This window comes from Yoonia tamlensis (genome assembly GCF_900115105.1).
GTDB classification, from domain to species: Bacteria; Pseudomonadota; Alphaproteobacteria; order Rhodobacterales; family Rhodobacteraceae; genus Yoonia; species Yoonia tamlensis.
In genome coordinates this window covers 1,780,661-1,806,670 of record NZ_FOYP01000001.1, presented here as the reverse complement: position 1 = coordinate 1,806,670, position 26,010 = coordinate 1,780,661, and the positions used below count along the sequence as shown (strand labels likewise).

General features: G+C 56.2%; 23 protein-coding genes. 15 read left to right on the top strand and 8 right to left on the bottom strand.

Annotated elements, in window-relative coordinates:
* Positions 1–4: 4 nt before the first annotated feature.
* Together BM320_RS09345 and cobS are read right to left on the bottom strand one after the other, a co-directional pair.
* Entirely contained in the window at positions 5–367 is a 363-nt protein-coding gene (locus BM320_RS09345; protein WP_131802364.1) for a hypothetical protein, read from the bottom strand.
* Between the two features lie 92 nt (positions 368–459).
* Complete coding sequence (gene cobS / locus BM320_RS09340; RefSeq protein ID WP_090199291.1) at positions 460–1,446, bottom strand: cobaltochelatase subunit CobS; 987 nt, start codon at positions 1,444–1,446, stop codon at positions 460–462.
* A gap of 152 nt (positions 1,447–1,598) precedes the next feature.
* Between cobS and BM320_RS09335 the strand changes: the two genes are divergently transcribed.
* Complete coding sequence (locus BM320_RS09335) at positions 1,599–2,141, top strand: sigma-70 family RNA polymerase sigma factor (protein WP_242650987.1); 543 nt, start codon at positions 1,599–1,601, stop codon at positions 2,139–2,141.
* A complete protein-coding gene (locus BM320_RS09330; RefSeq protein WP_090199287.1) occupies positions 2,138–2,812 on the top strand; it encodes an anti-sigma factor in 675 nt (224 codons plus the stop codon). The genes BM320_RS09335 and BM320_RS09330 overlap by 4 nt, the downstream gene beginning before the upstream one ends.
* Positions 2,813–3,010: 198 nt before the next feature.
* Here the strand turns inward: BM320_RS09330 and BM320_RS09325 are convergent, their stop codons facing one another.
* On the bottom strand, positions 3,011–3,940 hold the full coding sequence (locus BM320_RS09325; RefSeq protein WP_165615018.1) for an alpha/beta fold hydrolase: 930 nt from the start codon (positions 3,938–3,940) through the stop codon (positions 3,011–3,013).
* 106 nt (positions 3,941–4,046) lie between these two features.
* On the opposite strand from BM320_RS09325, the gene BM320_RS09320 reads away from it, so the two are divergent.
* From BM320_RS09320 to BM320_RS09305, 4 genes are all read left to right on the top strand, one after another.
* Positions 4,047–4,598, top strand: coding sequence for a TetR/AcrR family transcriptional regulator (locus tag BM320_RS09320; RefSeq protein ID WP_090199283.1), 552 nt, complete (start codon positions 4,047–4,049; stop codon positions 4,596–4,598).
* A gap of 347 nt (positions 4,599–4,945) precedes the next feature.
* Positions 4,946–5,515: a fasciclin domain-containing protein gene (locus BM320_RS09315; protein ID WP_090199281.1), complete on the top strand. Its 570-nt coding sequence runs from the start codon at positions 4,946–4,948 to the stop codon at positions 5,513–5,515.
* A 125-nt stretch (positions 5,516–5,640) separates the two neighbouring features.
* Positions 5,641–6,102, top strand: coding sequence for a peptide-methionine (R)-S-oxide reductase MsrB (gene msrB, locus BM320_RS09310; protein ID WP_090199279.1), 462 nt, complete (start codon positions 5,641–5,643; stop codon positions 6,100–6,102).
* Between the two features lie 295 nt (positions 6,103–6,397).
* Entirely contained in the window at positions 6,398–6,946 is a 549-nt protein-coding gene (locus BM320_RS09305) for a hypothetical protein (protein ID WP_165615017.1), read from the top strand.
* 45 nt (positions 6,947–6,991) lie between these two features.
* Here the strand turns inward: BM320_RS09305 and BM320_RS09300 are convergent, their stop codons facing one another.
* Positions 6,992–7,627: a J domain-containing protein gene (locus BM320_RS09300; protein WP_090199275.1), complete on the bottom strand. Its 636-nt coding sequence runs from the start codon at positions 7,625–7,627 to the stop codon at positions 6,992–6,994.
* 78 nt (positions 7,628–7,705) lie between these two features.
* On the opposite strand from BM320_RS09300, the gene BM320_RS09295 reads away from it, so the two are divergent.
* The gene (locus BM320_RS09295) at positions 7,706–7,957 is read left to right on the top strand and encodes a BolA family protein (RefSeq protein ID WP_090199273.1); all 252 of its coding nucleotides are present in this window, start codon (positions 7,706–7,708) and stop codon (positions 7,955–7,957) included.
* Here the strand turns inward: BM320_RS09295 and BM320_RS09290 are convergent, their stop codons facing one another.
* The 3 genes from BM320_RS09290 to pepN all read right to left on the bottom strand — a co-directional run bounded on the left by BM320_RS09290 (position 7,958) and on the right by pepN (position 12,537).
* A complete protein-coding gene (locus BM320_RS09290; RefSeq protein WP_090199271.1) occupies positions 7,958–8,326 on the bottom strand; it encodes a hypothetical protein in 369 nt (122 codons plus the stop codon).
* 81 nt (positions 8,327–8,407) lie between these two features.
* Complete coding sequence (gene gatB, locus BM320_RS09285; RefSeq protein ID WP_090199269.1) at positions 8,408–9,922, bottom strand: Asp-tRNA(Asn)/Glu-tRNA(Gln) amidotransferase subunit GatB; 1,515 nt, start codon at positions 9,920–9,922, stop codon at positions 8,408–8,410.
* Positions 9,923–9,984: 62 nt separating this feature from the next.
* On the bottom strand, positions 9,985–12,537 hold the full coding sequence (gene pepN, locus BM320_RS09280; RefSeq protein WP_090199267.1) for an aminopeptidase N: 2,553 nt from the start codon (positions 12,535–12,537) through the stop codon (positions 9,985–9,987).
* A gap of 195 nt (positions 12,538–12,732) precedes the next feature.
* Here pepN and BM320_RS09275 point away from each other — a divergent pair, with 195 nt between their 5' ends.
* The 4 genes from BM320_RS09275 (at position 12,733) to BM320_RS09260 (ending at position 17,827) form a co-directional block, all read left to right on the top strand.
* On the top strand, positions 12,733–14,859 hold the full coding sequence (locus BM320_RS09275) for a malate synthase G (RefSeq protein ID WP_090199265.1): 2,127 nt from the start codon (positions 12,733–12,735) through the stop codon (positions 14,857–14,859).
* 38 nt (positions 14,860–14,897) lie between these two features.
* Complete coding sequence (locus BM320_RS09270) at positions 14,898–15,326, top strand: GlcG/HbpS family heme-binding protein (protein WP_090199255.1); 429 nt, start codon at positions 14,898–14,900, stop codon at positions 15,324–15,326.
* A 180-nt stretch (positions 15,327–15,506) separates the two neighbouring features.
* Positions 15,507–16,271 (top strand): gamma-glutamyl-gamma-aminobutyrate hydrolase family protein, encoded by a 765-nt coding sequence (locus tag BM320_RS09265; protein ID WP_090200520.1) that lies wholly within the window; start codon positions 15,507–15,509, stop codon positions 16,269–16,271.
* A 107-nt stretch (positions 16,272–16,378) separates the two neighbouring features.
* A complete protein-coding gene (locus BM320_RS09260) occupies positions 16,379–17,827 on the top strand; it encodes a TrkH family potassium uptake protein (RefSeq protein ID WP_090199253.1) in 1,449 nt (482 codons plus the stop codon).
* On the opposite strand, the gene BM320_RS09255 is transcribed toward BM320_RS09260, so the two are convergent.
* Complete coding sequence (locus tag BM320_RS09255; RefSeq protein ID WP_090199251.1) at positions 17,828–19,555, bottom strand: serine protease; 1,728 nt, start codon at positions 19,553–19,555, stop codon at positions 17,828–17,830.
* A gap of 178 nt (positions 19,556–19,733) precedes the next feature.
* On the opposite strand from BM320_RS09255, the gene BM320_RS09250 reads away from it, so the two are divergent.
* The 4 genes from BM320_RS09250 (at position 19,734) to BM320_RS09235 (ending at position 25,936) form a co-directional block, all read left to right on the top strand.
* Positions 19,734–20,654 (top strand): glycine--tRNA ligase subunit alpha, encoded by a 921-nt coding sequence (locus BM320_RS09250; protein ID WP_090199249.1) that lies wholly within the window; start codon positions 19,734–19,736, stop codon positions 20,652–20,654.
* A 35-nt stretch (positions 20,655–20,689) separates the two neighbouring features.
* Positions 20,690–21,178 (top strand): DUF6446 family protein, encoded by a 489-nt coding sequence (locus BM320_RS09245; RefSeq protein WP_242650986.1) that lies wholly within the window; start codon positions 20,690–20,692, stop codon positions 21,176–21,178.
* Entirely contained in the window at positions 21,178–23,295 is a 2,118-nt protein-coding gene (gene glyS, locus BM320_RS09240; protein WP_090199245.1) for a glycine--tRNA ligase subunit beta, read from the top strand. The genes BM320_RS09245 and glyS overlap by 1 nt, the downstream gene beginning before the upstream one ends.
* An 88-nt stretch (positions 23,296–23,383) precedes the next feature.
* Entirely contained in the window at positions 23,384–25,936 is a 2,553-nt protein-coding gene (locus BM320_RS09235) for a putative PEP-binding protein (protein ID WP_090199243.1), read from the top strand.
* Positions 25,937–26,010: the final 74 nt, after the last annotated feature.

Below are 26,010 nucleotides of genomic sequence, written 5' to 3'. Positions count from 1 at the left end.
GCCCTTATTCGTCGTATTCGGGTTCTTCAAAGGTGATCTGAGCCGCAGGGTCGATATCAAACAGATCCTCGACGCATTCATGCATAGTGGTCAGCGCGGCAACACCGGGCAAGATAGCACCTTGTTCGTCCACAAAGGCCAGACGGGGCATGTAAGATTTGCCGCCGATTTCAATGGCACCTTCGTCAAACAGATAGGCAAGTTCGGTCACGATGCCTTGGACATTGGCGCGCGCGACTTCTTCGCTCATGCTTTCGGCGAAAAGGGGCAACAATGTCTGTGCGATCAATGTGGTTGCCGCATCGGTCAGGTCTTCGTGGCTGACGACGTAATCTGCGGGCAACGCGGTGCCAATTTTCATTTTCATGGTCTGCTCCCGGTTAGTCTCGTGGATGATATAATGCGTACAAAGCAGACCGGAATGTGACGCGCGCGCGGCAGTTTCGCGTCGCGGCGCGTTTATCCCAGGCTCAGGCTTGCCGCGCTTTCGGGCAGTTCTTCGTCAAAACAGCGCTGATAGAATTCGGCAACCGTCTGGCGTTCCAGCTCGTCGCATTTGTTCAGGAATGACAGGCGGAACGCATAGCCCACGTTTTGGAAAATACGTGCGTTTTCGGCCCATGCCAGAACGGTGCGCGGTGACATCACCGTGGACAGATCGCCGTTCATGAATGCCGTGCGGGTCAGATCGGCCACGGTTACCATTTGCGACACGATTTTGCGGCCTTTGTCGGAGTTATAATGGGGCGACTTGGCTAGAACAATCGCGGCTTCGGCGTCATGGGACAGATAGTTCAGCGTCGCCACCAATGACCAGCGGTCCATCTGGGCTTGGTTGATTTGCTGCGTGCCGTGGTACAGGCCGGTTGTGTCGCCCAAACCAACGGTGTTGGCCGTCGCGAACAGGCGGAAGAATTTATTTGGTGTGATGATCTCGTTTTGATCCATCAGGGTCAGCTTGCCGTCCGCTTCGAGCACACGCTGGATCACAAACATCACATCGGCGCGGCCGGCGTCATATTCGTCAAATACAATCGCAACAGGGTTACGCAGTGCCCAAGGCAGGATGCCTTCGTGGAATTCGGTGACTTGCACGCCGTCGCGCAGTTTGATCGCATCCTTGCCGATCAGGTCGATCCGGCTGATATGGCTATCAAGGTTCACACGCACCGCTGGCCAGTTGAGGCGGGCGGCAACCTGTTCGATATGCGATGATTTTCCGGTGCCGTGGTAGCCTTGGATCATCACACGGCGGTTATAGCCAAAACCTGCCAGAATCGCGAGCGTGGTATCAGGATCGAATTTGTAGGTGCTGTCGATATCAGGCACGCGGTCGGTGCGATCGGCAAAGCCTTTGATTTTCATATCGCTGTCGATGCCAAAGACCTCGCGTACCGAAATATCTTCGGTCGGTTTCGCGTTCATATCCAGTGTACCGTCAGCCATGTGCGTGCCTTTGCATCTTTCGTCGAATGTTGTGCTACCGGATGCAACATATCGCGCTGCACTGCAAGTGCCAGAGGTCACGCGTATGTTTGTCGTTTTCGATTGGCGGGGCTCGTAATGTGTGTTCTGGTTGCCCAAAGTCGGAGACCCCCTTGGCAACACGCGAAGAGATCGAAACCTATATCGACCGCGTCGCCTTGGGCGACCGCGTGGCCTTTGCTGCATTATATAATGCAACATCGGCGAAACTATTTGGCGTGACTTTGCGTGTGTTAAATAACCGCGCCGAAGCTGACGACGCATTACAAGAGGTTTATATCAAGGTTTGGCGGGCCGCTGACCGTTATCAATCCAACGGGCTTAGCCCGATGACATGGCTGATCACTATCGCACGCAACCATGCCATTGACCGGCTGCGGACCCGCAAAAAAGGCCAAACAGGTCTGGATGAGGTCGCCGAGCTGGCGGATCAGGCACCCGGCCCCGAACAACAAGCAATCGCGTCTTCGGCGCGTGCGCAAATAAATAACTGTCTGGACGCGCTGCCAGCGGACCGCGCCGAAGCGGTGCGCCGCGCCTATCTCGATGGTGACACCTATCAGGATCTTGCGGACGCGATGCAGGTTCCGCTGAATACAATGCGAACCTGGCTGCGCCGTAGCCTGATCAAACTAAAGGACTGTCTGTCGCAATGACCGATGACGTCACAGATGATGCCCCCCTTTCGGCTGCTGCCGAATATGCGCTGGGCCTATTGACCCCGGCACAGGCGCGCGCGTTTGAGGCCGAGATGAATAGTGACCTGTCATTGCGAGCCGAACTGGCGCATTGGCAAGAGCATCTTGTTACGCTGACCGATGACATCGCCCCGGTGGCCCCACCCAAAGCGACATTTGACGCGATTACATCCCGCTTGTTTGATGCGCCCAAACCGCGCCGCAACTGGTTTGGATGGCTTGCGGGGGCCGCCAGTGCGGCCATCGTGGTGGCGGCGGTGATGATTGTGGTGATTCCCGTGCCAAACCCGACAAGCAATGATCTGGTTGCAGGTCTGGTTGGAGCCGATATCGGCCTGCGCGTTGATGCGACATTTGATCCTGACACCAACACGCTACTTTTTGACCGTGTTACAGGCGCTCCCGCAGAAGGGCGCGTGTTTGAGATATGGCTCATTGCCGGAGAGGCCGCACCGATTTCTTTGGGCCTATTGCCAGAAGCAAAAACCGGACAGGTCCAGCTGACTGCGGAACTCGCCGTTCTGGTTGATGGTGGCATTATTGCGCTAAGTGACGAGCCCCCCGGAGGGTCGCCAACTGGGGTCGCAACTGGCCCAGTGGTTGCTGTTGCCCCGTTTGCAAACGGCTAATATCTGCGGAATGTCTTGCAGATTTGCCTCGAGACGGTGGATTTTCTGATTCCTATGAACGCGCCGCGTCACGCATGTTGACCTAATCGTCAGACGTTTTCGATCCAGACCGGATGACCACCGCGAGCTAGGCCAAGGTCAGGTGAGCGGGACAAGGCGGGATTTCGCTGCGGTTTCGCCTCGGTCTGGTTTCAAACATCAATTTAGAAAACCACTTAAGATGCGCGCAGTTTCTGCAGGCTTATCCAACATAGGCAAATGCCCACAGCCGGAGACGTTGACAAGTGTTGCGTTTGGTAGAGCTTCCGCAAGAACTGCAGCACCGGAAGGATGAAAAATTCTGTCTTCGTCACACCAAAGCACGAGTGTGGGTTGAACAATGCCTGTCGCCAATTCCTCAAGCTTGGGAACGTTACTTGAGGCAACTGCGTTCCAAATTTCCGCATTGCTTTCCGCGTTAGACACTTCGTTTGAGGCCCAGAAACGCGCTATTGGCCGCGGTATGAAAGGCTCTTTGGGAAACAACCAAGACATACGGGCTTCATATTCATCATAAGAAGTAACAACCAATGGCTTATGACCGGCTTCGATCGCAAGCTCCATGTCACTTGGGGTGGGGGAACTAACACCGACAGGGCTACCGATAAAAGCAACCGATTGTACACGCTCGGGGATCGACACAGCAAGTTGACCAGCGATTTGTGCCCCCATCGAGTTCGCGGCAATATGAAACTGTTCAACACCGATGGCATCCAGCGTTTCAAGCACATTATGCGCCTGACGCTGGTAGTCGTATTGCTCAGGATCAAGCCGTTGATTTTGGCCAAACCCTGGTAGATCAAGCAATATCAAACGGTAGTCGCCGGAAATGTAGCGAGACGTGTCGATCCAATGTTCTTTCAAAGCATATATGCCATGAAGAAATACGATTGTCTGGCCTTTGCCACCTTCCAAATAGTGCACTTCACCAAAGGATGTTTCCACCGTTTCGCTTTGCAAGCCTGCTGACAAATTCAGGCCAGCCAGTAGTAGTTTAGCCGCACGCTCGGGCCAAATTTCCGAAGCGCCAACTATACCTAATACCAGCGCGAGAACTGTCCCAAGGGCCTTTGTCCAAAATCGTTTCACCGTCATCTCCTCAGCAAACAAAAGGGTAGACTATTTCGTCCACTTGCTTGCATTGAGTAGACGAAATAGTCTACCCTTTGCAAGCATCTTGTTCGGAGCCTTGCCCATGCCTGCCCCAAAGCGTGAACTTTTACTGCAGACTGCCGAAGCCGTCTTTTCGAAAGAAGGTTTCAAAGGGGTTTCTGTTGATCGTGTGCTGGCGGAAGCCGGTGTCGCGAAAATGACGCTGTATAAGGGTTTCAAAGGGAAGCACGAACTAATTTGCGAAACGTTACGAAGACGCGGCGATCGGTTGGCAACACATCTTGAAACATATGTTGCTGCCGCAGGCCCTAGAACGGTAGATCAAATTCTAAGCTGCTTTGACGGGATGCAAGACTGGGCTGAAAGATCAGATTTCAATGGATGTTATTTCGTAAGCGCTCTTACGGAATATGGTGATTCTCAGGATGAAATCGGCGAAATCGCACGGCAATACAAAAAGCGTTTCTTGGATCGCCTGTACTCTCTTTGTTTGCCGCTCGGTCTGGCACAGCCAGATAACCTACCCCGCTCGCTGTTCTTACTTATCGAGGGCGCAACGGTGACTCATATGTCTTTGGGCGACAAGGCGGGTTATGCCCGCGCAAAAGCGATTGCTGCACAGTTGTTGACTTAGAGATACGCGTGCAAAAGCCGACATCTATGACCCCTGCGGCATCGGTAGCTCGCGGCTCGTTCCTGCCATTCACTGCGGCTTGAACGATAGGCAGCTTCGCTGGTTTTTCTGAATTTAGTGCGGTTGATGATGTAAAGGTCAAAGCCGACTGACATTCTAAAACACCGATTGAAGTGATAGGCTTAAAGGCGGCCAGCGTAAAAATACAGGATACTTTTTGTTTGTATTCAGTTGTTTAAATAATAATTTGAGAAAAACTATAAAAGTTTGAAACTCTTAAGACGCTTTCTGCGTGGCTTCTCTCGACCGCGGCAAACACGCCACGGATTTAACCAGGAGAGACCACAATGACTTTTACAAAGACAATCGCAGCGTCCGTCGCCATGACATTTATTGCAGGCACATCATTTGCCGAAAGCCACGCAATGAACCCCACCGTTGGCGGTGCGGAGATGCTCGCGACCATGAATATCGTTGAAAACGCGGTCAACAGCCCGATCCACACGACATTGGTCGCCGCTGTCGTGCAAGCTGAATTGGCCGAAACGCTATCTGGCGAAGGCCCGTTCACCGTATTCGCCCCAACTGACGACGCCTTTGCAAAACTGCCAGCCGGGTCGGTCGAAGAACTGCTAAAGCCGGAAAACATGGACCGTCTGGTGCAAATCCTGACCTGCCATGTGGTGGCTGCAAACGCGATGTCTGACGCCATTCAGGGTATGATCGCGGATGACAACGGCCGTCACCCCGTCCCAACCTTGGGCGGTTGCACATTGCAAGCGACATATAGCAACGGTGAAATCATGCTCGAGGACGAGCAGGGCCAGATCGCCACTGTCACCGTTGCGGACGTAAAACAATCAAATGGTGTGATCCATGTGATCGACACTGTCATGCTGCCTGCTGTTGCAGGTTAAGAGGTTGTGAAAGACGGATTTTTGGTTGGTATCAACGCATAGGTTGACGCCGTCCTCACTGCAAAGTGCATCGCCTGAAACATGGCGGTGCATTACAATCCACCTAAACGCTGAAAGGATAACCCATGCACCGCCGAGAATTTATCGCCACAACATTTGCCAGCTTACTGCTTGCGCGCACAGCCCAGGCGCAGGCCGCGTTTGAAGTCACCCGCACAGAGGCTGAGTGGCGCGCGATGCTGACCGAACTGGAATATCAGGTGATGCGCGAGGAAGCGACCGAGCGCCCCGGATCATCGCCCTTGGACAAGAATTATGCGGCTGGCACCTATTTTTGCCGCGGCTGTGATCTGCCGCTTTACGCATCCGAAGCCAAATATGACAGCGGCACCGGCTGGCCAAGCTTTTTTGAAAGCCTGCCCAATGCAATTGGCACAATGGAAGACCGCAAACTGTTTTCAGTGCGTACCGAATGCCATTGCCGGCGTTGCGGCAGCCATCTTGGTCACATCTTTGATGACGGGCCGCAGCCCACTGGAAAGCGGCATTGCCTGAACGGGGTAAGTCTGGTGTTCGGGGCTGCCTGACGACGGGCGCGCGGGGTTGCAAATATTCGGGCAGAATGTGGCGAAAATACGGTGTACTATTGTGTACTGATAAAGATTTTTTTCGACCGGTTTTCGGTGCGCAGGCTAGGGAATTGACCTTGCTTATGTTTTTAGCTGTTTTTGCGAAATCGCAGACACGGCTTTAATTATTGAAAAATCGGGCCAAATATGGCACAAAAAAGGCAGGTAATTTATTTATCTGTGTTGTGCGACACGGATCATTGACCATCCCGAGGGTAAGTTACCTTTAATTACGAGTGTTAGAGGGCTTATGATGACAAAAATATTCGGACAGGTTTTCAATCCTTCGCGCAGCGCAAAAGCACTGGCAACCGCCTATGCCGCGATTGGCGCAACCTCTGCGGGGATGACATATTTATTGACCTCACACGGCGGTAATGTGGATGTGCTTGCGCGTTCGCTGTTCGGGACCGACGCCGGGCTTGTGATGGTTGGCGGGCTTAGCGGTATTATCGCGTTGCATATTTCCCGCCGTTGGTTGGGCCTGTCAGGCTGGGTTGGTGGCGCGCGTGCCATTTTCGGCGGCTGCGTGATGGCGCTTGTTGCGGCCATGATCGCGGGCACATTGATTGCACCGCTTTCAGGGACATTCTTTGCGCCAATCATGGTGATCGCGGCTTTCGGGATGAAACCCTGGCTTGCGGTTGCATGGGGGCTGGTTGTGCTGATGGTGCATGTGCTTTTGGTGCGGCGGGCCAATGATATGCGCCGGATGACACAATTGGCCGATATCGCTGCGGTGAGCCAGCTAAGCGCCCTGTCGCAGGCGCAGTTCTACCGCAAACGCAATCACTTACATTAACGATTATTCTGTTAGCGTGAAAAAAGGGGCCAGAAGGCCCCTTTTTTAGTCTTTTTCGCGGAAATGTTTGCTGGCTTTGATCTGGTCCCAAGCCCAGACAACTTCGGAAAGCTGTTCTTCCTGGCTGCGGTCGCCGCCGTTCATATCGGGGTGCAGCACCTTGATCAGCGCCTTATAGGCCTTGCGGATTTGCGGTTTTGACCATGAATCCTTGGCATCCAGCACCTCGATCGCGCGGCGTTCGGTTGGGGGCAGTTTGCGGCCGGTTGGCGCGCCACGGCCGGGATTGCGGGTCGCGTTTTCACCCAACACCTGATGCGGGTCTTCAATGCCCAAGCGCGCCCATGCGCGCTCCTCGACACTACGTTTCATGGGCTTTGTCGGCCGTTCCCACACGCGGTCGCTGGTCATCTGCGCGGCAAGCTCTGCCTCTGTCGTGGTTTCGAAGAAATTCCACTTGAGATTGTATTCACGCACATGCTGCTGGCAGAACCAATAGTAGTCGTCCAGAATATCGGGTGATTTCGGCGCGCGGAATTTCGCTTCTTCTTCGCAGCCGTCCTGGCAACACACGCGCTGCGCGGTTTCCGAAGCCCCCGACAGGCCACGCCGCCCACGCGGATTTTTCTTCTTTGAACTCGACACGGACATGTCAAAACCAAAGGGGTCATTCTTTTTCATGGTGCGTCTCACCTTTCCGACTCGGACAACAGACTTTAAACCCCACAGCGAGAGATTGAAGAGGGTAGAAGAAAAATAATGGCAATTCAGGCAGAAATTTACGAAGCTTTGGCGACACTTTCACCGTCAGAGGTCACCGTGATCAACGAAAGTGCGCAACACGCGGGCCATGCCGGTGACGACGGGTCCGGCGAAAGCCATTGGCGTATCGTGATCAAGGCAGCGCAGTTGGAAAACATGTCGCGGATCGCCCGCCACCGCGCCATTCATGCGGCATTGGGCCCTGATATTATCAACCGCATTCATGCGCTTGCGATTGATATCAGATAGTTACGCTTCCGCGTCATCCTCTGATTTGGCCGTGACCTTTGGTGGCTCGCTTGCGGGGCGCACCGATGGCGCAGGGCGCGGCGGGGCAGGGGGTGCCGCAACGACGGGTGCCGGCGTAGGCGCAACCTTACGCGGCGCCTTTTTCGCGCGGCGAAAGACCATCATGTTTTGGTAAACGGTGGTCTTGCTCATCAGGCCTTCGCGCTGCTCGGACGGCAGCGTATCCGTGCGCACGTAGTCCCAGCCGTTATTGGCCATCGTGTTCATCTTTGTCTCAAGCGCAATGGCGAACCGTTCTTGGGCGGTTTTGGCACCTTTGGCTTTGATCCCGCGCGTTGGCGCCGGCACAACCATGTATTCGTATGACATTGCGTCACCTCAATTAATCAGACCCGGATTGTTAACGCGAACGGTGCGCATTGCCAAGCACGCACCGACCTTATCACAGGTCTATGACCCCAGCTTGGCCGCAACCAATTGGTTTACGACCGCCGGATTGGCCTTGCCGCCTGTGGCTTTCATCACCTGACCCACGAACCAGCCCGCAAGTTTGGGGTTGGCTTTCGCCTTTTCGACCTGTGCGGGATTGGCTGCGATGATTTCATCGACCGCCGCTTCGATCGCACCGGTGTCGGTGACCTGTTTCATGCCTTCGGTCTCGACGATTTCTTCGGGGTCGCGGCCGGTTGTGTAACAAATTTCGAAAACGTCCTTGGCGATTTTGCCGGAAATAACGTCAGATTTGATCAGCGTGATAATCTGGCCAAGCTGTGCCGCGCTCACGGGGCTGTCGGCGATGTCTTTGTCACCGTCTTTTTTCAGGCGGCCGAACAATTCGTTGATCACCCAGTTCGCGGCCAGTTTCCCGTCACGTCCTGCGGCGACCTGCTCAAAATAGGCGGCATTGGTGACTTCGGCTGTCAGCACGGATGCGTCATAGTCGGACAGGCCGAAATCCGCGATAAACCGTGCCTTTTTGGCGTCGGGCAATTCGGGAAGCGCCGCCGCGATATCATCAACCCATGCCTGTTCGATCTCGAGCGGCAGCAGATCAGGATCGGGGAAGTAGCGATAATCATGCGCTTCTTCTTTTGACCGCATGGACCGCGTTTCGTTTTTGTCAGGATCGTAAAGACGGGTTTCCTGTACCACTGCTTTGCCGTCCTCAAGCAGGGCAATCTGACGGCGTGCCTCGACCTCGATCGCGGCTTGGATAAACCGCGTCGAGTTCATGTTCTTGATCTCACAACGTGTGCCAAGATGGCTAAAGTCTTGGCTTGCTTGATATTTTTCGTAATCGCCTGGGCGGCAGATCGACACGTTCACATCCGCGCGCATGTTGCCGTTTTGCATGTTGCCGTCGCAAGTGCCCAGATAGCGCAGGATCTGGCGCAGTTTCAGCACATAGGCGGCGGCTTCTTCTGGGCCGCGAATATCGGGGCGGCTGACGATTTCCATCAGCGCCACGCCAGTCCGGTTCAGGTCCACGAATGACATGTTCGGGTCCATATCGTGGATCGATTTGCCCGCGTCCTGTTCAAGGTGGATGCGTTCGATGCGCACGTTGCGCGCGGTGCCATCGCCCATTTCAACCAGCACTTCGCCTTCGCCCACAATCGGGTGGTAAAGCTGCGAAATCTGGTAGCCTTGCGGCAGATCGGGGTAGAAATAGTTTTTGCGGTCAAAGGCGGACACAAGGTTGATTTCGGCCTTTAGCCCCAGCCCCGTGCGCACCGCTTGGGCGACGCATGCCTCGTTGATGACAGGCAGCATACCGGGCATGCCTGCGTCCACAAAGGCCACGTTGCTGTTGGGTTCGGCACCAAACAGGGTGGATGCGCCTGAAAACAATTTCGCTTTGGTCGCGACCTGCGCGTGGACTTCCAGACCGATTACAAGCTCCCAGTCGTGCTTGGCACCTGCAATTACTTTTGGGGTCGGCGTTTCATATGTCAGGTCGAGCATCTGCGCATCCTTTGGCAAGTTTCACAGTTGTCTAAAAGAACCTTGGCCGGGCTTCAAGTGAATCAGCCCAAGATCCGGGTCACCATTTCGGTGGTATCGCGTGAAAGGCTTGGCGTGCCCGCGATCCGGCCCAGTGCAGCGCGCATTTTGTCTTGGCGGTTAGTGTCATAGCGTTTCCATGTGTCAAAAGATGTGACCATCCGCGCAGTGGTTTGCGGGTTAAGCGCGTCGAGTTTGATCAGCCAGTCGGCCAGCAGGTCATAGGACGCGCCCGACGGGTCGTGGAACCCTGCTGCATTGGCTTTGAGCGCGCCAAAAACCGCGCGGAACCGGTTGGGGTTTTTCATGGTAAATGCGGGGTGTGCTGTCAGCCTTGCTGCCACATTGGCCGTATTTTCGGGGCCTGCACAGGTGACCTGAAGCCCGAACCATTTGTCCATAACCAGACGGTCATGCTGCCATTGCGTTTCAAACGCGGTCAGTTCATCCAACCCTTTGCCGATATTTAGCAGCGCGCCAAGCGCCGCAAGCTGTTGGGTCATGTTGTCGGCCTCCGCATATTGCGCCGCTGCCTGCCTTCCGCCGTCAATTTTTGACATGAGCGCCAGAACCCGATTGCCAAGCGCGCGTTTGCCCGCGCTCTTCGCGTCGGGCGTATAGGGGCCGGTGACCGCCATTTGGGCATAGATGCGCGGCAATGTGTCTTGCAAATGCTGTGCGATCTGCAACCCGAGAGCTTCGTGTGCTTGGAAAATAGCTGTGGGATCAGGGGTTTGACCTGCATCAACCAATGCCTGCGCGGTGTCATCTTGTGACGGAAGGCCAAGAACTAGCGCACGGAACGCCGGATCAAGCCGGTCGTCGCGCAGCACCGCCGCAAGCCCGTCAAAAAACGCGGCATCCGGAACCTTGTCGTCGCGCACCATGTCATGCAGCACATCCTGTGCCAGCGCGCGCCCCGCGTCCCAGCGGTTGAACGGATCGGTATCATGGGCAAGCAAGAACGCGCGCTGCGCATTGGTTTGTGTGTGGTCCAAGATCACAGGGGCAGAAAACCCGCGCAAGATCGACGCGACAGGCTTGCCGGCCAGCCCTTCAAAGGTAAAGGTCTGCACGGGTTCGGTCAGTTCCAAAATCCGTGTTGGAACGATTTCCTTGCCTGCATTATCCAACAGTCCGACCGCGACCGGAATATGCATCGCCGCCTTTTCAGGCTGCCCCGGGGTCGGGGGTGTCATTTGGGTCAGTGTCAGCTGATAATTGCCATTGTCAAATGCATCCGTCACCGTGACACGCGGCGTGCCTGCTTGGGCGTACCACAGTGCAAATTGGGTCAGGTCGCGGCCTGTTGCATCCTCAAAAACGCGCAACCAATCTTCGATTGTGGCGGCATCGCCGTCGTGGCGGTCAAAATAGAGATCAAGCGCCTTTTTATATCCGTCATCCCCCACCAATCGTTTCAGCATCCCGATAATCTCGGCGCCTTTTTCATAGACGGTGACGGTGTAGAAATTGTTAATCTCAACGAAACTGGCGGGGCGTACAGGGTGGGCCAGCGGGCCGCCATCCTCGCGGAACTGATGCGCGCGCAAAACGACGGCATCATCAATCCGTTTTGCGGCATGGCCGCGCATATCGCCGGTAAACTGCTGGTCGCGAAACACGGTCAGCCCTTCTTTGAGGCATAGCTGGAACCAGTCGCGGCAGGTAATCCGGTTGCCGGTCCAATTGTGGAAATATTCGTGTGCGATGATCGCTTCGATCCGTTCGAAATTCGCATCGGTCGCGGTTTCGGCGCTGGCCAATACGGCGGAAGAGTTGAAAATATTCAAACCCTTGTTTTCCATCGCGCCCATATTGAAATCATCAACGGCGACGATGTTGAAAATATCCAAATCATAGGCGCGCCCGTAAACATCTTCGTCCCATTTCATCGATGCTTTGAGCGCGCCCATGCCAAAGGCGCATTTATGTTCGTCGTCACCTGGCCGGACCCAGATATTGAGCGCAACGTCGCGCCCTTCCATCGTGGTAAAACTGTCCGCGTGGTTCACCAGATTGCCACCGACAAGCGCAAACAGATAGGCCGGTTTCGGCCAAGGGTCGTGCCATTCGGCCCAACCTTCGCCCTTTGCCACCGGATTGCCATTTGACAAAAGGACCGGCAGGTCGCCTTCAATCCGCACGGTAAATACGGCCATCACATCGGGGCGGTCGGGATAATAGGTGATCTTGCGGAACCCTTCGGCCTCGCATTGGGTGCAATACATGCCGTTGGACATATATAGCCCCTCAAGCGCGGTGTTGGTCTGCGGGCTGATTTCGACCTCGGATTCAAAAATGAATGGCGTGTTTGGCACCGCGCAGGTCAATCCTGTCGGCGTCACATCAGGGGTGACCGGCTGCCCGTCAATCGCCGCCGAAATCAGCCGCAGCTGTTCGCCGTGCAAAAAGAATTCACGCGATTGCGCCTGCGGGTTAGGCCGGAACGCGATCCGCGCGATGACCCGCGTTGTTGTCGGCGCGAGCTTGAACGTCAGATGCACGGAGTCCACAAGATAGGCGGGCGGCGTATAATCTTTGAGATAAATCGTTTGTGGCGCGGCGTTTTGCATCTGGTTTCCTTATTCTTTGCGCAGACGATATGTGCGCGCACCATTGCCCGCAAGAACCCACCGCAGAAATGATTTATCGGCCTTAGCGATAAGTGCTGCAGCAATTGCGGGCTTGTTGTTCTTGCGCGATATCTGTTCTACTTCGTTGGGAAAGCGCGCAAAAAGCCTGCGCGCGCCGCAAAACGGGGGAACACCATGACAGACCGGATTGAAAAGCATGGGTTGCAGGTTGCAGCCGAACTTGCGCAGTTTATCGATGGAAGGGCGCTTGTCGGGACAGGCGTCAGCGCGGATGCGTTCTGGCAGGGTTTTGCCGGACTTGTCGCCGAAATGGGGCCGCGCGGGCGCGATCTGCTGCAAAAACGCGAAGATATGCAGGCCGCACTTGATGACTGGCATGTGGCGCATCGGGGCAAACCCCATGATGCGGCTGCATATCAGGCATTTTTGGAAACCAGTGGATATCTGGTTCCCGAAGGCCCTGATTTTGCAATTGAAACCGTCAATGTCGATCCTGAAATCGCAACATTGCCGGGGCCGCAGCTTGTGGTGCCGATTACCAATGCGCGGTTTGCGCTGAATGCCGCCAATGCGCGCTGGGGCAGTCTTTATGATGCGCTATATGGCACAGATGCGCTGGGCGATTTGCCAAGCGGCAAAGGCTATGACGCCGCGCGCGGCGCGCGTGTGATTGCTTGGGGGCGTGCGCATCTGGATAAGGTTGCGCCGCTGGCAAACGGGTCTTGGGCCGATATCAGCGGCCTGTCGGTTGCGGGTGGCGCATTGACGCCTGCGCTAAAGGACGTGACCCAATTTGCGGGCCATAACGCCGATGCGGAAATTTTCCTGCGCGCCAACGGCCTGCTAATCAAGATTGTCGTTGACCCGACCAGCCCGATTGGTAGCGCGGACGGGGCAGGGATTTCTGATATCGTGCTGGAATCGGCGCTGTCCACGATCATGGATTGCGAGGATTCCGTTGCGGCTGTGGATGCCGAAGACAAGGTCGCAGCCTATGGCAACTGGCTGGGGCTGATGCGCGGCGATCTTGAGGAAGAGGTCAGCAAGGGCGGCAAGACATTTACCCGCAAGCTGAACCCCGATGTGACCTATACGGCCCCCGACGGCAGCGCACAGACACATAAGGGCCGTTCGCTCATGTTGGTGCGCAACGTGGGCCATCTGATGACCAACCCCGCCATTCTGGACGCTGACGGGCATGAGGTCGGCGAAGGCCTGATGGACGCCATGTGCACAACCCTGATTGCGATGCATGATTTGCAGCGCGATGGTGGCAATTCATTGCATGGATCGGTCTATGTGGTGAAACCTAAAATGCATGGCCCCGAAGAGGTCGCATTTGCCTGCGAAATTTTTGACCGTGTAGAGGCCACGTTGGGCCTGCCTGCCAATACCGTCAAGCTCGGGATCATGGACGAAGAGCGCCGCACATCGGTGAACCTGAAAGAATGCATTCGCGCGGCGAAATCACGGGTCGCCTTTATCAACACAGGGTTCCTTGATCGCACGGGTGACGAAATCCACACCAGTATGGAAGCCGGTCCAATGGTGCCCAAAGGCGAGATGAAAAACAGCGCATGGATCAAATCCTATGAGGATCGCAATGTTGATATCGGGCTTGCCTGCGGTTTGCAGGGCAAGGCGCAGATCGGCAAAGGCATGTGGGCGATGCCTGATCTGATGGCGGATATGCTGGTGGCCAAGGTTGGCCACCCGAATGCGGGCGCGAATTGTGCGTGGGTGCCGTCGCCCACGGCGGCCACACTGCATGCTACACATTATCACGCCATTGACGTGATCGCCCGCCAGGACGAGATCAAGGCAGGCGGTGCGCGTGGCACATTGACTGATCTTCTGACTATTCCGTTTGCGGCTGATGCCAATTGGCCGGAGGATGTGATCACCCAAGAGATTGAAAACAACGCCCAAGGTATCTTGGGCTATGTTGTGCGCTGGGTGGATCAGGGGGTAGGCTGTTCCAAAGTGCCCGATATTCATGATGTTGGGCTGATGGAAGACCGCGCAACCTGCCGGATTTCGAGCCAAGCTTTGGCCAATTGGTTGCACCACGATGTTGTGACCCAAGAGCAGGTTATGGATGCCATGCGCAAAATGGCTGTGGTTGTTGACGGGCAAAACGTCGCGGACGCGGCGTATCGTCCGATGGCGCCAAATTTTGACGGGATCGCGTTTCAAGCCGCCTGTGATCTGGTGTTCAAAGGGCGCATCCAGCCCTCGGGCTATACCGAACCTGTGTTGCATCAACGTCGGCTTGAACTGAAAGCGCAACGCAACCATTAACGCGGGTGGATCAAGATCCACCCTACGAGGAGAGAGAAATGGCAGAGATTTCAGCCAGTAAAGCCCGCACAATTATCCGCAAGACAATGGCAAAGGGTGACGAAATGGGGCTTAAGCCCTTGTCGATTGTGGTGCTGGATGCGGGCGGGCATGTGAAGGCGTTTGAACGCGCGGATGGGTCTGCGCCCGGGCGTTTTGGCATCGCGCATGGCAAGGCTTATGGCGCTGTGATGCTGGGCATGGCGGGCACGGCCCAAATGGCGCGCGCCGAACAGCAACCCTATTTCATGGCAGCGGTAAACGGTGTTTACGGCGGACAGGTTGTGCCTGTACCGGGTGGTATTCTGGTGCGCGACAAACGCGGTGCTGTGATTGGCGCGATCGGCGTTACCGGTGATACATCTGACAATGATGTCATCGCAGGGCTGGCGGGGCTCGAAGGGGCCGGATTGACCGGAGAAGCCTGATCCACCCGAACCACACGAGATAGGCCGCGCTTTTTGCAAAAAGGCGCGGCTTTTAGCATTTCTGCGGATGGCTGCCCAAAGGGTTGGCTGTGCATTTCGGACGGGCCGGTTGTGCGCGCAAACCTCTTTTGTTGCTTTGACGGGCGCGGTATTGAATCCCTGAAAGAAGGGGCAGGCGTCATGAAACCAGTGATCGGAATTATCGGCAACAGCCATATGATCAATGATGAATATCTTGCATATGCAGCCGCTGAAATGAATGTGCGGGCTGTCGCGGATGTGGCGCAAGGGTTGCCTTTGATCGTACCCGCGGGCGCGGGGATGGTCTGTCTTGAAGCACTGATGGCGCGTTGCGACGGTTTTTTGTTTACCGGCGGGCGGCCCAATGTGCATCCCGAAGAATACGGCGAACCAGAAACCCCCGCGCATGGGCTGTTTGACCGTGCGCGCGACGGGATCGCCTTGCCCTTGATCCGCGCCTGTGTTGAACGCGGACAGCCAATCATGGGAATTTGTCGCGGCTTTCAAGAGGTTAACGTTGCCATGGGCGGCACACTTTATCCCGAAATCCGCGATCTGCCGGGCCGCGATAATCACCGCATGCCCCCAGACGGGACGTTGGAGGAGAAATTTGCGCTCCGCCATAAGGTTGCATTCACCCACGACGGCCCGTTTCGCGCATTGCTGGGTACGCAAGAGGTGATGACAAATACGCTGCACGGTCAGGGGATCAAGCAGCCCGGTGCGCGCGTGATTATCGACGGGCATGCACCCGACGGCACCCCCGAAGCGATCTACATCGCCGATGCGCCTGGGTTCACCCTGTCGGTGCAATGGCATCCTGAATGGAATGCGGGTGATGATCCGGTTTCGCGCCCCTTGTTCGAAGCCTTTGGCGCGGCCTGTCGTGATTGGGCCGCGCGTCCGGTGCCGATGGCAATTTAGGCAAAGCTGTTGCGTCAACCCATCTTGCGCGGGCCAAGCGACAGCGTTTGCCTGTCATTTTGCGACCTATTCTTGACACGCAAGCCGCGTCAGTCCAACGCTGCATTATGATTGATTTTCGACCCATTGGATATGTTGTCGGGCTGCTGGTTGCCGCACTTGGTGTGACCATGCTTGCTGCACTAGCTGCGGATCTGGTGGCGCAAAACGGGCATTGGTCGGTGTTTTTTGAATGCGCGATCATTACAATCCTGACCGGCGGCGTGATGGCCATGGCCTGTGCCAACGGGGTCGGGGAAGGGTTGTCGCTGCGCCAGACATTCTTGCTGACATCGCTGGTCTGGTTGACCTTGCCGATTTTTGGCGCTTTGCCCTTCATGTTGGGCGTGCCCGAAGCCAGCTTTACAGACGCGTTTTTCGAGGCGATGTCAGGGCTGACGACAACAGGGTCCACAACCTTTGAAGGGCTTGATGCGTTGCCTGACGGGCTCAAGCTTTGGCGCGGAATCCTACAATGGTTGGGCGGTGTCGGGATCATCGTTGTCGCAATGGTATTCCTGCCCGAACTGCGGGTTGGGGGTATGCAAATTTTCCGGTCAGAAGCCTTTGATACAATGGGGAAAATCTTGCCGCGCGCAGGTGAAATTGCGAGCCGTATTTCTGTCATCTATATCGGGTTAACCGTTGCGTGCGGGTTGGCTTATGGGTTCGCCGGAATGGAACCGTTTGATGCAATGGTCCATGCGATGACAACTGTTTCGACAGGAGGGATGGCCAACTACGATAGTTCGTTCGGTGGCTTTGGTGCCGCAGCGCACTATATTGCAACCGTGTTCATGATCCTCGCGGCGCTGCCATTCGTGCGCTTTGTGCAACTGATGGCAGGCACTGCGCAGCCGCTGATGCGCGATAGCCAGATACGTGCTTTTCTATCGGTTATCAGCGTTTGCGTGCTGCTCACAACGGCTTGGGTTTGGGGGCGCGAAGGCACATTTACCGAAATCGCATTTCGTGAAGCGCTGTTCAACGTTGTTTCGGTGATGTCCGGCACCGGCTATTCAAGCGCGGACTATATGACTTGGGGCACTTTTCCCGTGGTTCTATTCTTTTTTGTCGGCCTGATTGGCGGCTGCGCGGGGTCGACGGCCTGTTCGGTCAAGGTTTTTCGCTACCAGATCCTTTTTGCGTCGATCAAATCTCATATCCGTCAGATCCATTCACCGCACGGCATATTCACGCCGCGGTTTGAAGGGCGCGCCATCAGCGAAGATGTCATGAACTCTGTTATGGCGTTTTTTGTGGCTTTTGTATTGCTTTTGGGGGTTACTGCCACGCTGCTTGCGCTAACTGGACTTGATTTTATCACGTCGATTTCAGGTGCCGCGACGGCAATTGCAAATATCGGTCCGGGGCTTGGCTCTGAAATCGGGCCCGCCGGCAATTTTGTGCACATCAACGACAGCGCAAAATGGATATTGTCCATTGCGATGTTTGTGGGGCGGCTCGAGATTATGGTCGTGCTGACCATTCTTTCGATCAAGTTCTGGAAAAACTGATTACCAGCAGCTGACCAAAACAGTGATATCTGCCGCGTGGCGGGTCATTTGTACGGGGCCGACTTCGGTCAGGTCTGTGCTGACCTGCGCTGAAACTGCGTTGGTCTCGAGCAGTGCCATGATTTGCGCCGCATCTGCGGAAAAATTGACCTCGGGCGGGAGCACCTGCGAATTGCCGTCGATCCGTGGCAAGAGCATGCCAATGACAGCGCCGTATTTATCGAACACCGGACCGCCAGCATCGCTGGGTTGCGGCAAAATCGACAGGCGCACAAGGCGGTCGTCGCCGGTCAGGCTGCGGATATCAACGACCTGCCCGAAGGTGAGCGTTGGCGCGCTAAGTGCGCCGCTATAGGGGTAGCCGCCGACAACAATCTGATCCTGCAGACGCGGGGTGCCGGTTTGGAACGCGGCGGTGCCATGTGGCGTGATCGCCGAGGTCGGGCGCAACAGCGCGATGCCAAGGTCGGCATCCATTGCAATCAGTTCTGCATCGGTATCGCGGTCCACGGTGATCTGCGCGCATTGCGCGACCGCCTCGTCTGTGGTGACGACTACCCCGTCGTCAGAGACATAGAACCCCGAACGTGAAAGCTTGGGCTGGCGCACGGTCAGACCTGAAACCAGATCAATGGATTGGTCTTCGCCCGGGGGGGCAATCGCCGGATCAAGCGTGCCGTCCAGCCGTTCAAAGCTGTCTTTCATGATCTCAAGAACGCGGATGCGGCGCGCGTCATCGCCCGCAGGCCAGACAAGCGTGAACCCCTTGATATCGTTACCTTCCAGCGTGACCGATGTGTAAGAATGGCGCTCAGTGTCGATGCCTTCGATTTCAAACCCTGTGCTGGTCAGATTGCGCGGGCCTTCGGTGGGCACGATGTCAAGCACCTGCATGATCTCGTAGAGCCCGACAAGCCGGCCCGCGTCGCCGGTTTGCGAAATAAACAAGACTTGCGCATGCGGTTCATCAGCACTGGGGTCAAAGCGCACGAAAGGCGGTTTATATTCGGTAAATGCCACAAGCCCTGTCGGGATTTGCATCTGGATGCCAGAGGCGTCATCGCGCACTAGACGCAAATCGGTTCCTTCGAGAATGCTGTCATATTGTTCAAGCAATCTGGCGCGCTGGCGCGTGGTTAAAACACCTGTCGGTTCTTCGCCGTTGGCAATTTGCCATGCTTCCATTGCCGCGCGGGTACCACGCCCGAATGAACCGTCGATTGCCGCATCGTAATGACCCGCCCAGCGCAGCGCGATTTGCAAGTCTTCCTTGGCGGGGCGGTCAAGTGCGGCCTCGCTCGCGCGGGCTTCGGCGACGGTTTCATCGGCAGGGGCGGCAATCGCAACAGCCGTATCCGTTGGGGTCGGTTGCGTGTCAGCCGTGGTTTGCACCGACTGGACCGTGCGCCCGCCGATTGGCCAGAATTGCTGTTGGAACCGGCTTCCTTCTTTTACAAAACTGTCTGAAGGAATCACGCCAAGGCTGAGCAATGTTTGCAGCGCGGTTTCAGCATTGGTTTCGGAATAGGGGCCGATAAAGATGCCATAAAAGCCGTTGCCCAGATAATATCCATGCACACTGTCAAGCGTGCCCGCATAATCGCGGGCGCGGTCCTGCGCGCCGGTCAACGATGTCTGGGCTTCGACCTGAACCCAAAAATTGTCTTGTGCTGTCGCGGAAACCGCTGAAACGCTGAATAGCACAAATGCAATAATTACTTTGATCATTTCTACTCCGCAGGCAAATTTTGGAACCAATACCCCATGACTGGCGTGGGATCATGTTCGGTGCAAGACGTGTTGCCACAGTTTTTACACAATTATGACTTTTTCTTGCAACCCGTTGCCCAATTGACCCTTTGGGCGCAGCAGCCTATTGAACGCATGATTGTAGACGAGGGGCACCATGGCAGACAAACCACGCAGTTTTCAGGACATTATCCTGCGGCTTCAGACTTATTGGGCCAGCAAGGGCTGTGCCATCTTGCAACCCTACGACATGGAAGTCGGCGCGGGCACGTTCCATCCGGCCACAACCCTGCGTGCGCTTGGGTCCAAAGCATGGGCCGCCGCCTATGTGCAGCCTTCACGGCGCCCGACAGATGGGCGTTACGGCGAAAACCCGAACCGTTTGCAGCATTATTACCAATATCAGGTCCTGATCAAACCAAGCCCGCCGGATTTGCAGGAACTCTATCTTGGCTCGCTCAAGGCGATTGGGGTTGATGCATCCCTGCATGACATCCGCTTTGTCGAAGACGACTGGGAAAGCCCGACATTGGGCGCGTGGGGCCTCGGCTGGGAAGTCTGGTGCGATGGGATGGAAGTCTCGCAATTCACCTATTTCCAACAGGTTGGCGGCTATGACTGCAAACCTGTGTCCGGCGAATTGACTTACGGGCTGGAACGTCTGGCGATGTATATTCTGGGCGTGGATCATGTGATGGACATGCCGTTCAACGATCCCGACGCGCCAAACCCGCTGACCTACCGCGATGTGTTCAAACAGACCGAAGAAGAATACGCGCGCTGGAATTTTGACGTGGCCGACACCGATATCCTGCTGCAGCACTTCAAAGACGCCGAAGCCGAATGCCAACGTATCCTTGAACAACCTGCCCAAGACCCCAAAACCGGCAAACGCATCATCATGGCGCACCCCGCCTATGACCAATGCATCAAGGCCAGCCATTTGTTCAACCTGCTTGACGCGCGCGGCGTGATTTCGGTCACCGAACGCCAAGCCTATATCGGACGCGTGCGCGCGCTGGCCAAACAATGCGCCGACGCGTTTATGCAAACCGGTGCCGCCGGGGCCGCGGCCTGATGTCGGGGGTCCGTATCGCAATTGTGGGGATTGTCATGTCAGCTTTGATCGCAGGTGCCGCGCTTTATTACCTTCAGGTTTACGCTTATTACGTCGAAGTTGACGCGGCAGACGCGCAGGTCGAACTGACCTCTGTCGTGACCGGAGAGGCAGAGCCGATCATCTATGACAGCTTTGACGCCATCGATTCCGACAGCAGCCCGATCCGCTACCGCGCCTGTTTTACCACCGTGTTAAGCCAGGCCATGCTGACCGAAACCTATGTCATTGTCGACGAAGCAGAGCCGCGCATCGCACCCGATTGGTTTGATTGCTTTGACGCCGAACAAATCGGCGCGGACCTTGAAACCGGAAATGCGATTGCGTTTCTGGGAACCGAAAACATCCACTACGGGATCGACCGCATTGTTGCCGTCTACCCCGATGGCCGCGCCTATGCGTGGCACCAAATCAATGCATGTGGCGAGGTCGTCTTTGACGGAAACCCAGCCCCCGAAACCTGCCCACCCGAAAGCCAGAACTGATGCCTGATCTGCTGATTGAACTTTTCTCCGAAGAAATTCCCGCCCGTATGCAAACGCGCGCGGCGGATGATCTGAAAAAACTGGTCACGGATGGTCTGGTCGAGGCCGGATTGACCTATGCGGGTGCCGCGGCGTTTTCGACACCGCGCCGTCTTGCGCTGTCGCTTGACGGGTTATCAGCAGAAAGCAAAGCCACCCGCGAAGAACGCAAAGGCCCAAAGGTCGGCGCGCCTGATAAAGCGATCGAAGGGTTCTTGCGCGGGGCAGGGGTGACACGCGACGCGCTTGAAATCCGCGACGACAAAAAAGGTCAGGTGTACTTTGCCGTGATCGAAAAACCGGGGCGTTTGGCGGCCGATATCATTGCCGAAGTGCTGGACAACACGATCCGCAATTTCCCTTGGCCGAAATCCATGCGCTGGGGCGACGCTCCGCTGAAATGGGTGCGCCCGCTGCATTCGATTATTTGTATCCTATCGGACGAAGGCGGCGCGCAGGTTGTGCCGCTGGATATTGACGGCATCAGTGCGGGCAATACGACGCGCGGGCACCGCTTTCTTGCGCCCGATGCGTTTTCGGTCAACGGGTTTGACGATTACGAGGCAAAGCTGAAGCGCGCCAATGTGATCCTGCGCGCCGATGAACGCGCCGAACTCATTTGGCATGACGCCACAAACCAAGCCTTTGCGCTGGGGCTTGAGGTGGTCGAAGATCGCGGATTGTTGGCAGAGGTTGCAGGACTGGTTGAATGGCCCGTTGTCCTGCTGGGGCAGATCGCCGATGATTTCCTTGGGCTGCCGCCCGAGGTGCTGCAAACATCCATGAAAGAACACCAAAAGTTCTTTTCCGTGCGCAACCCGAAAACGGGCCGGATTGAACGGTTCGTGACCGTCGCCAATATGGTCACAGCGGACAATGGCGCGACCATTCTTGCAGGTAACCAAAAGGTGCTGTTCGCCCGCTTGGCGGATGCAAAATTCTTTTGGGAAAATGATCTGCGCGTGGCTAAGGCGGGGATGGAGCCTTGGCTGGAAGGCCTATCAAACGTCACATTCCACAACAAACTGGGCAGCCAGAAAGACCGGATTGAGCGCATCGCGGCACTTGCGCGCGAAATCGCGCCAGCCGTTGGCGCGGACCCGGATTTGGCTGAACAGGCCGCACGTGTGGCCAAGGCCGATCTGTCGTCTGAAATGGTCTATGAATTCCCTGAACTGCAAGGGTTGATGGGCCGCTACTACGCAACCGAAGCAGGGCTGGACGCATCCGTCGCCGCCGCTTGCCAAGAACATTATTCCCCGCTTGGTCCATCAGATGATGTGCCAACGGCACCTTTATCCGTGGCCGTGGCGCTCGCCGATAAGGTCGACACGCTGACCGGGTTCTGGGCGATTGATGAAAAGCCGACAGGGTCAAAAGACCCGTTTGCGCTGCGTAGGGCTGCGCTTGGTGTTATTCGATTGGTTTTGGAAAATGGCAATAAAGTTCCTTTAACTGCTGCGATTGACGGGCACGGCCAGCAACGCTTTAGTATGGTCGGAATCCCTTTACACAAAGATCGATCGCTGACTGAAACAATTTCTGCGAACGCTTTTGACCTCCTCTCGTTCTTCCATGACCGCCTGAAAGTCTTCCTCAAAGACAAAGGCATTCGTCACGACATCATCGACGCTTGCATTGCGATGCCGGGCAATGATGATCTGACGTTGTTGGTTAAACGGGCAGAGGCTTTGGCGGAAACACTGGCCACGGATGATGGTGAAAACCTTATTCAAGGGTTCAAGCGCGCCAATAACATTCTGACGCAGGCCGAAGAAAAAGACGGTGTTGAATATTCCTATGGCGCTGACATCAAATTCGCCGAAGACGACGCCGAAAAGGCGCTGTTTGCTGCCCTTGATGCCGCAGATGCAAAAATCGCCCCTGCGATGGCTGCTGAAGATTTCAGCACTGCCATGGCCGCGATGGCGGCAATCCGGCCCGCTGTTGATGCATTCTTTACCGATGTGCAGGTCAATGCGGATAGCCAAGTGCTGCGCCGCAACCGGCTTAACCTCTTGTCGCGCATCCGCAATCTATGTCTTTCGGTTGCCGATCTGACCAAGATCGAAGGTTAGTTACAAAACGTTTAAGTTTCCTTTGCTTAATCGGTAGGCAACCCTCTATGCTGCATCCACAGTATGGAGGTGCGCCGCAGTGCAGCAAATGACGGATATACAGCCACTCACCCTGATCACGCCGACGGCACCGATGTCGGCAGGTGTGCATGGGGGGCGCGCGAAATGCCTGCAACGGCTGATCCGTCTGGAAATGCCGGTGCCCACGACCGTGGCGCTGTCGTTCGGGGCGGTGAACGGAATTGCCCACGGGCAAATGCCCGATATGGAGGCGCTGATGGCCCCGTTCGGGGATCAGCCGCTCTTGTCGGTGCGCCCGTCCAGCCTGAACCCCGATTGGGGCGGGCCTAGTGCGGTACTGAATGTTGGCATGAATGACGCGCGTTATGCGCAGTTATGCAAAGACATCGGCGTCACGGCGGCAACCGCAATTTACATGCGGTTTGTGCAATCCTATGCGATCCATGTTGCGCGTCTGGATCCGGATGAATTCTATCTGCCCGATGTGGCCACCGTAGAAAGCCTGCACGCAATGCTGGCAACCTATGAATTCGAGACAGACGAACCCTTTCCCCAACAGGCCAAAGTGCAGTTGGGCGAAGTTTTGCGGTCCATGGCGCGGGCATGGGATGGCACCACTGCGCGGCTTTTGCGGCAGGCCAAAGGCGCGCCGGTTGACGCGGGGCTTGGGCTCGTTGTGCAGCGTATGGCGCTGGGCGTGGGGCAGGGCGATTGTGGCACCGGCGTGATCGAATTTGTTGACGCCAATTCCGGACTGCCCAAAATTGTCGGCCGCTACGTGAACCAAAGCCAAGGGCGCGAACGTATTCAGGATGTCGCCGGTGCGATCTATTTGACGCGCGATGATCGTGGTCCTTCGTTCGAGGAACAATGCCCAGAAGCCTTTGCCGAGCTGATCGAATATGGCGCGCTGATCCGGCGTAAGTTGCGCGAGGAAATGCAGATCAAATTCACCATGGAAAGCGGTGTCTTGCATATTCTTGACGGTATTCGCGTGCAGCGGTCATCGCGTGCAACGGTCCGGATTGCCGTGGCTTTGGCTAATGACGGGATCATTCCGCGCGAAGAAGCCGTGATGCGGGTCGAACCTGCGGCCCTGTCCGAATTGCTGCACCGTCAGGTGGACCCGAAGGCCAAACGCGATCTTATCGTGCGCGGTATTGCCGCTAGCCCCGGTGCTGCGTCGGGCCGTATTGTGCTGACCGCCGCCGAAGCGCAGGCAAGTGCCGCGCGCGGAGAGCCTTGTGTGCTTGTGCGCCGTGAAACCACCCCCGAAGATATTCGCGGTATGCATGCCGCCCAAGCCGTATTAACCATGCGCGGCGGTGTCACCAGCCATGCCGCGGTGATCGGGCGGGGCTTGGGTCTGCCCTGTGTCGTGGGGGCGTTTGATCTGACAATTGATCGCAAGAAATCCGAAATCAGCGGGCCGGACGGGCGCAAATTTGCCGTGGGCGATGTGATTACGGTGGACGGCACGACCGGTCAGGTGCTGGCAGGCGCGCCCGCGATGCTCGAGGCCGCACTTGATGGCGCGTTTCAAACCCTGCTGGAATGGGCGGACGAGTTTCGTGATATCGGGGTGCGCGCAAATGCGGATACCCCCGCCGATGCCCAAGCGGCCCAGAATTTTGCCGCCGAAGGTATCGGACTTTGCCGCACGGAACATATGTTCTTTGACGGCGATCGTTTGGGCGTGATGCGGGAAATGATTTTTGCCGAAAGCTCTGACGACCGGCGCGCGGTGCTTGAGCGGCTGTTGCCGATGCAGCGTGACGATTTTATATCGCTCTTTACCATCATGGCCGGCAAAAGCGTTTGCGTGCGCCTGTTTGACCCGCCGCTGCATGAATTCTTGCCTTCGGACAAGGCGGGGCTGCGTGATCTGGCCGAGCAGCTTGCGCTGCCGCTGTCGGATGTGACGGATCGCGTGCATGCGCTGTCTGAATATAACCCGATGCTGGGGATGCGTGGCGTACGGCTGGGGATCGCGATCCCCGAGATTTACGACATGCAGGCGCAGGCCATCTTTGAAGCGATGGTCGCCGTCGGCGAAGCGGGTGTTGCCATTTCCGCCGAAATCATGATCCCGCTCGTTAGCGCGATGCGCGAGGTCGAACTGGTTAAGGCCCGCGTCGATGCGGTTGCCAATACCGTGCTTAGCAAAAGCAAATCGGCGCTCGATTACCGGCTCGGGGTGATGGTGGAAACACCGCGCGCGGCCTTGCGTGCCGAAGATATTGCGGAACACGCATCATTTTTATCTTTTGGTACCAATGATTTGACCCAAATGACCTATGGTTTGTCGCGCGATGATGCTGGGCGGTTCATGTCGGCCTATGTGCAGCAGGGCGTCTATGCCGAAGATCCGTTTCACACGCTGGATGTCGAAGGTGTCGGTGAACTGGTGGCCATGGGGGCCGAGCGCGGGCGTAAGGGGCGCAAGGATGTGACCCTGTCGATTTGCGGGGAACACGCGGGCAGCCGGACGGCGATCGCGTTTTGCCGCGAACACAAGTTCGACTATGTGTCCTGTTCACCTTTTCGTGTGCCCGTTGCGCGACTAACTGCCGCACAACTGGCGCTTGCTGCGCGCGTTAACAACAAAACTGACACATAATGTTGTTGCAATCCCGTTGAAATAGTTCAATTATTACGTCCATCAAGGCAAATGTTGCTTTTCCGCGGCGTCTT

Coding starts and splice junctions, on each gene's coding strand:
- BM320_RS09345 (WP_131802364.1), bottom strand. CDS start 367: ATGAAAATGAAAATTGGCACCGCGTTGCCCGCAGATTACGTCGTCAGC.
- cobS (WP_090199291.1), bottom strand. CDS start 1,446: ATGGCTGACGGTACACTGGATATGAACGCGAAACCGACCGAAGATATT.
- BM320_RS09330 (WP_090199287.1), top strand. CDS start 2,138: ATGACCGATGACGTCACAGATGATGCCCCCCTTTCGGCTGCTGCCGAA.
- BM320_RS09320 (WP_090199283.1), top strand. CDS start 4,047: ATGCCTGCCCCAAAGCGTGAACTTTTACTGCAGACTGCCGAAGCCGTC.
- BM320_RS09315 (WP_090199281.1), top strand. CDS start 4,946: ATGACTTTTACAAAGACAATCGCAGCGTCCGTCGCCATGACATTTATT.
- msrB (WP_090199279.1), top strand. CDS start 5,641: ATGCACCGCCGAGAATTTATCGCCACAACATTTGCCAGCTTACTGCTT.
- BM320_RS09305 (WP_165615017.1), top strand. CDS start 6,398: ATGACAAAAATATTCGGACAGGTTTTCAATCCTTCGCGCAGCGCAAAA.
- BM320_RS09300 (WP_090199275.1), bottom strand. CDS start 7,627: ATGAAAAAGAATGACCCCTTTGGTTTTGACATGTCCGTGTCGAGTTCA.
- BM320_RS09295 (WP_090199273.1), top strand. CDS start 7,706: ATGGCAATTCAGGCAGAAATTTACGAAGCTTTGGCGACACTTTCACCG.
- BM320_RS09290 (WP_090199271.1), bottom strand. CDS start 8,326: ATGTCATACGAATACATGGTTGTGCCGGCGCCAACGCGCGGGATCAAA.
- gatB (WP_090199269.1), bottom strand. CDS start 9,922: ATGCTCGACCTGACATATGAAACGCCGACCCCAAAAGTAATTGCAGGT.
- pepN (WP_090199267.1), bottom strand. CDS start 12,537: ATGCAAAACGCCGCGCCACAAACGATTTATCTCAAAGATTATACGCCG.
- BM320_RS09275 (WP_090199265.1), top strand. CDS start 12,733: ATGACAGACCGGATTGAAAAGCATGGGTTGCAGGTTGCAGCCGAACTT.
- BM320_RS09270 (WP_090199255.1), top strand. CDS start 14,898: ATGGCAGAGATTTCAGCCAGTAAAGCCCGCACAATTATCCGCAAGACA.
- BM320_RS09265 (WP_090200520.1), top strand. CDS start 15,507: ATGAAACCAGTGATCGGAATTATCGGCAACAGCCATATGATCAATGAT.
- BM320_RS09260 (WP_090199253.1), top strand. CDS start 16,379: ATGATTGATTTTCGACCCATTGGATATGTTGTCGGGCTGCTGGTTGCC.
- BM320_RS09255 (WP_090199251.1), bottom strand. CDS start 19,555: ATGATCAAAGTAATTATTGCATTTGTGCTATTCAGCGTTTCAGCGGTT.
- BM320_RS09250 (WP_090199249.1), top strand. CDS start 19,734: ATGGCAGACAAACCACGCAGTTTTCAGGACATTATCCTGCGGCTTCAG.
- BM320_RS09245 (WP_242650986.1), top strand. CDS start 20,690: ATGTCAGCTTTGATCGCAGGTGCCGCGCTTTATTACCTTCAGGTTTAC.
- glyS (WP_090199245.1), top strand. CDS start 21,178: ATGCCTGATCTGCTGATTGAACTTTTCTCCGAAGAAATTCCCGCCCGT.
- BM320_RS09235 (WP_090199243.1), top strand. CDS start 23,384: ATGACGGATATACAGCCACTCACCCTGATCACGCCGACGGCACCGATG.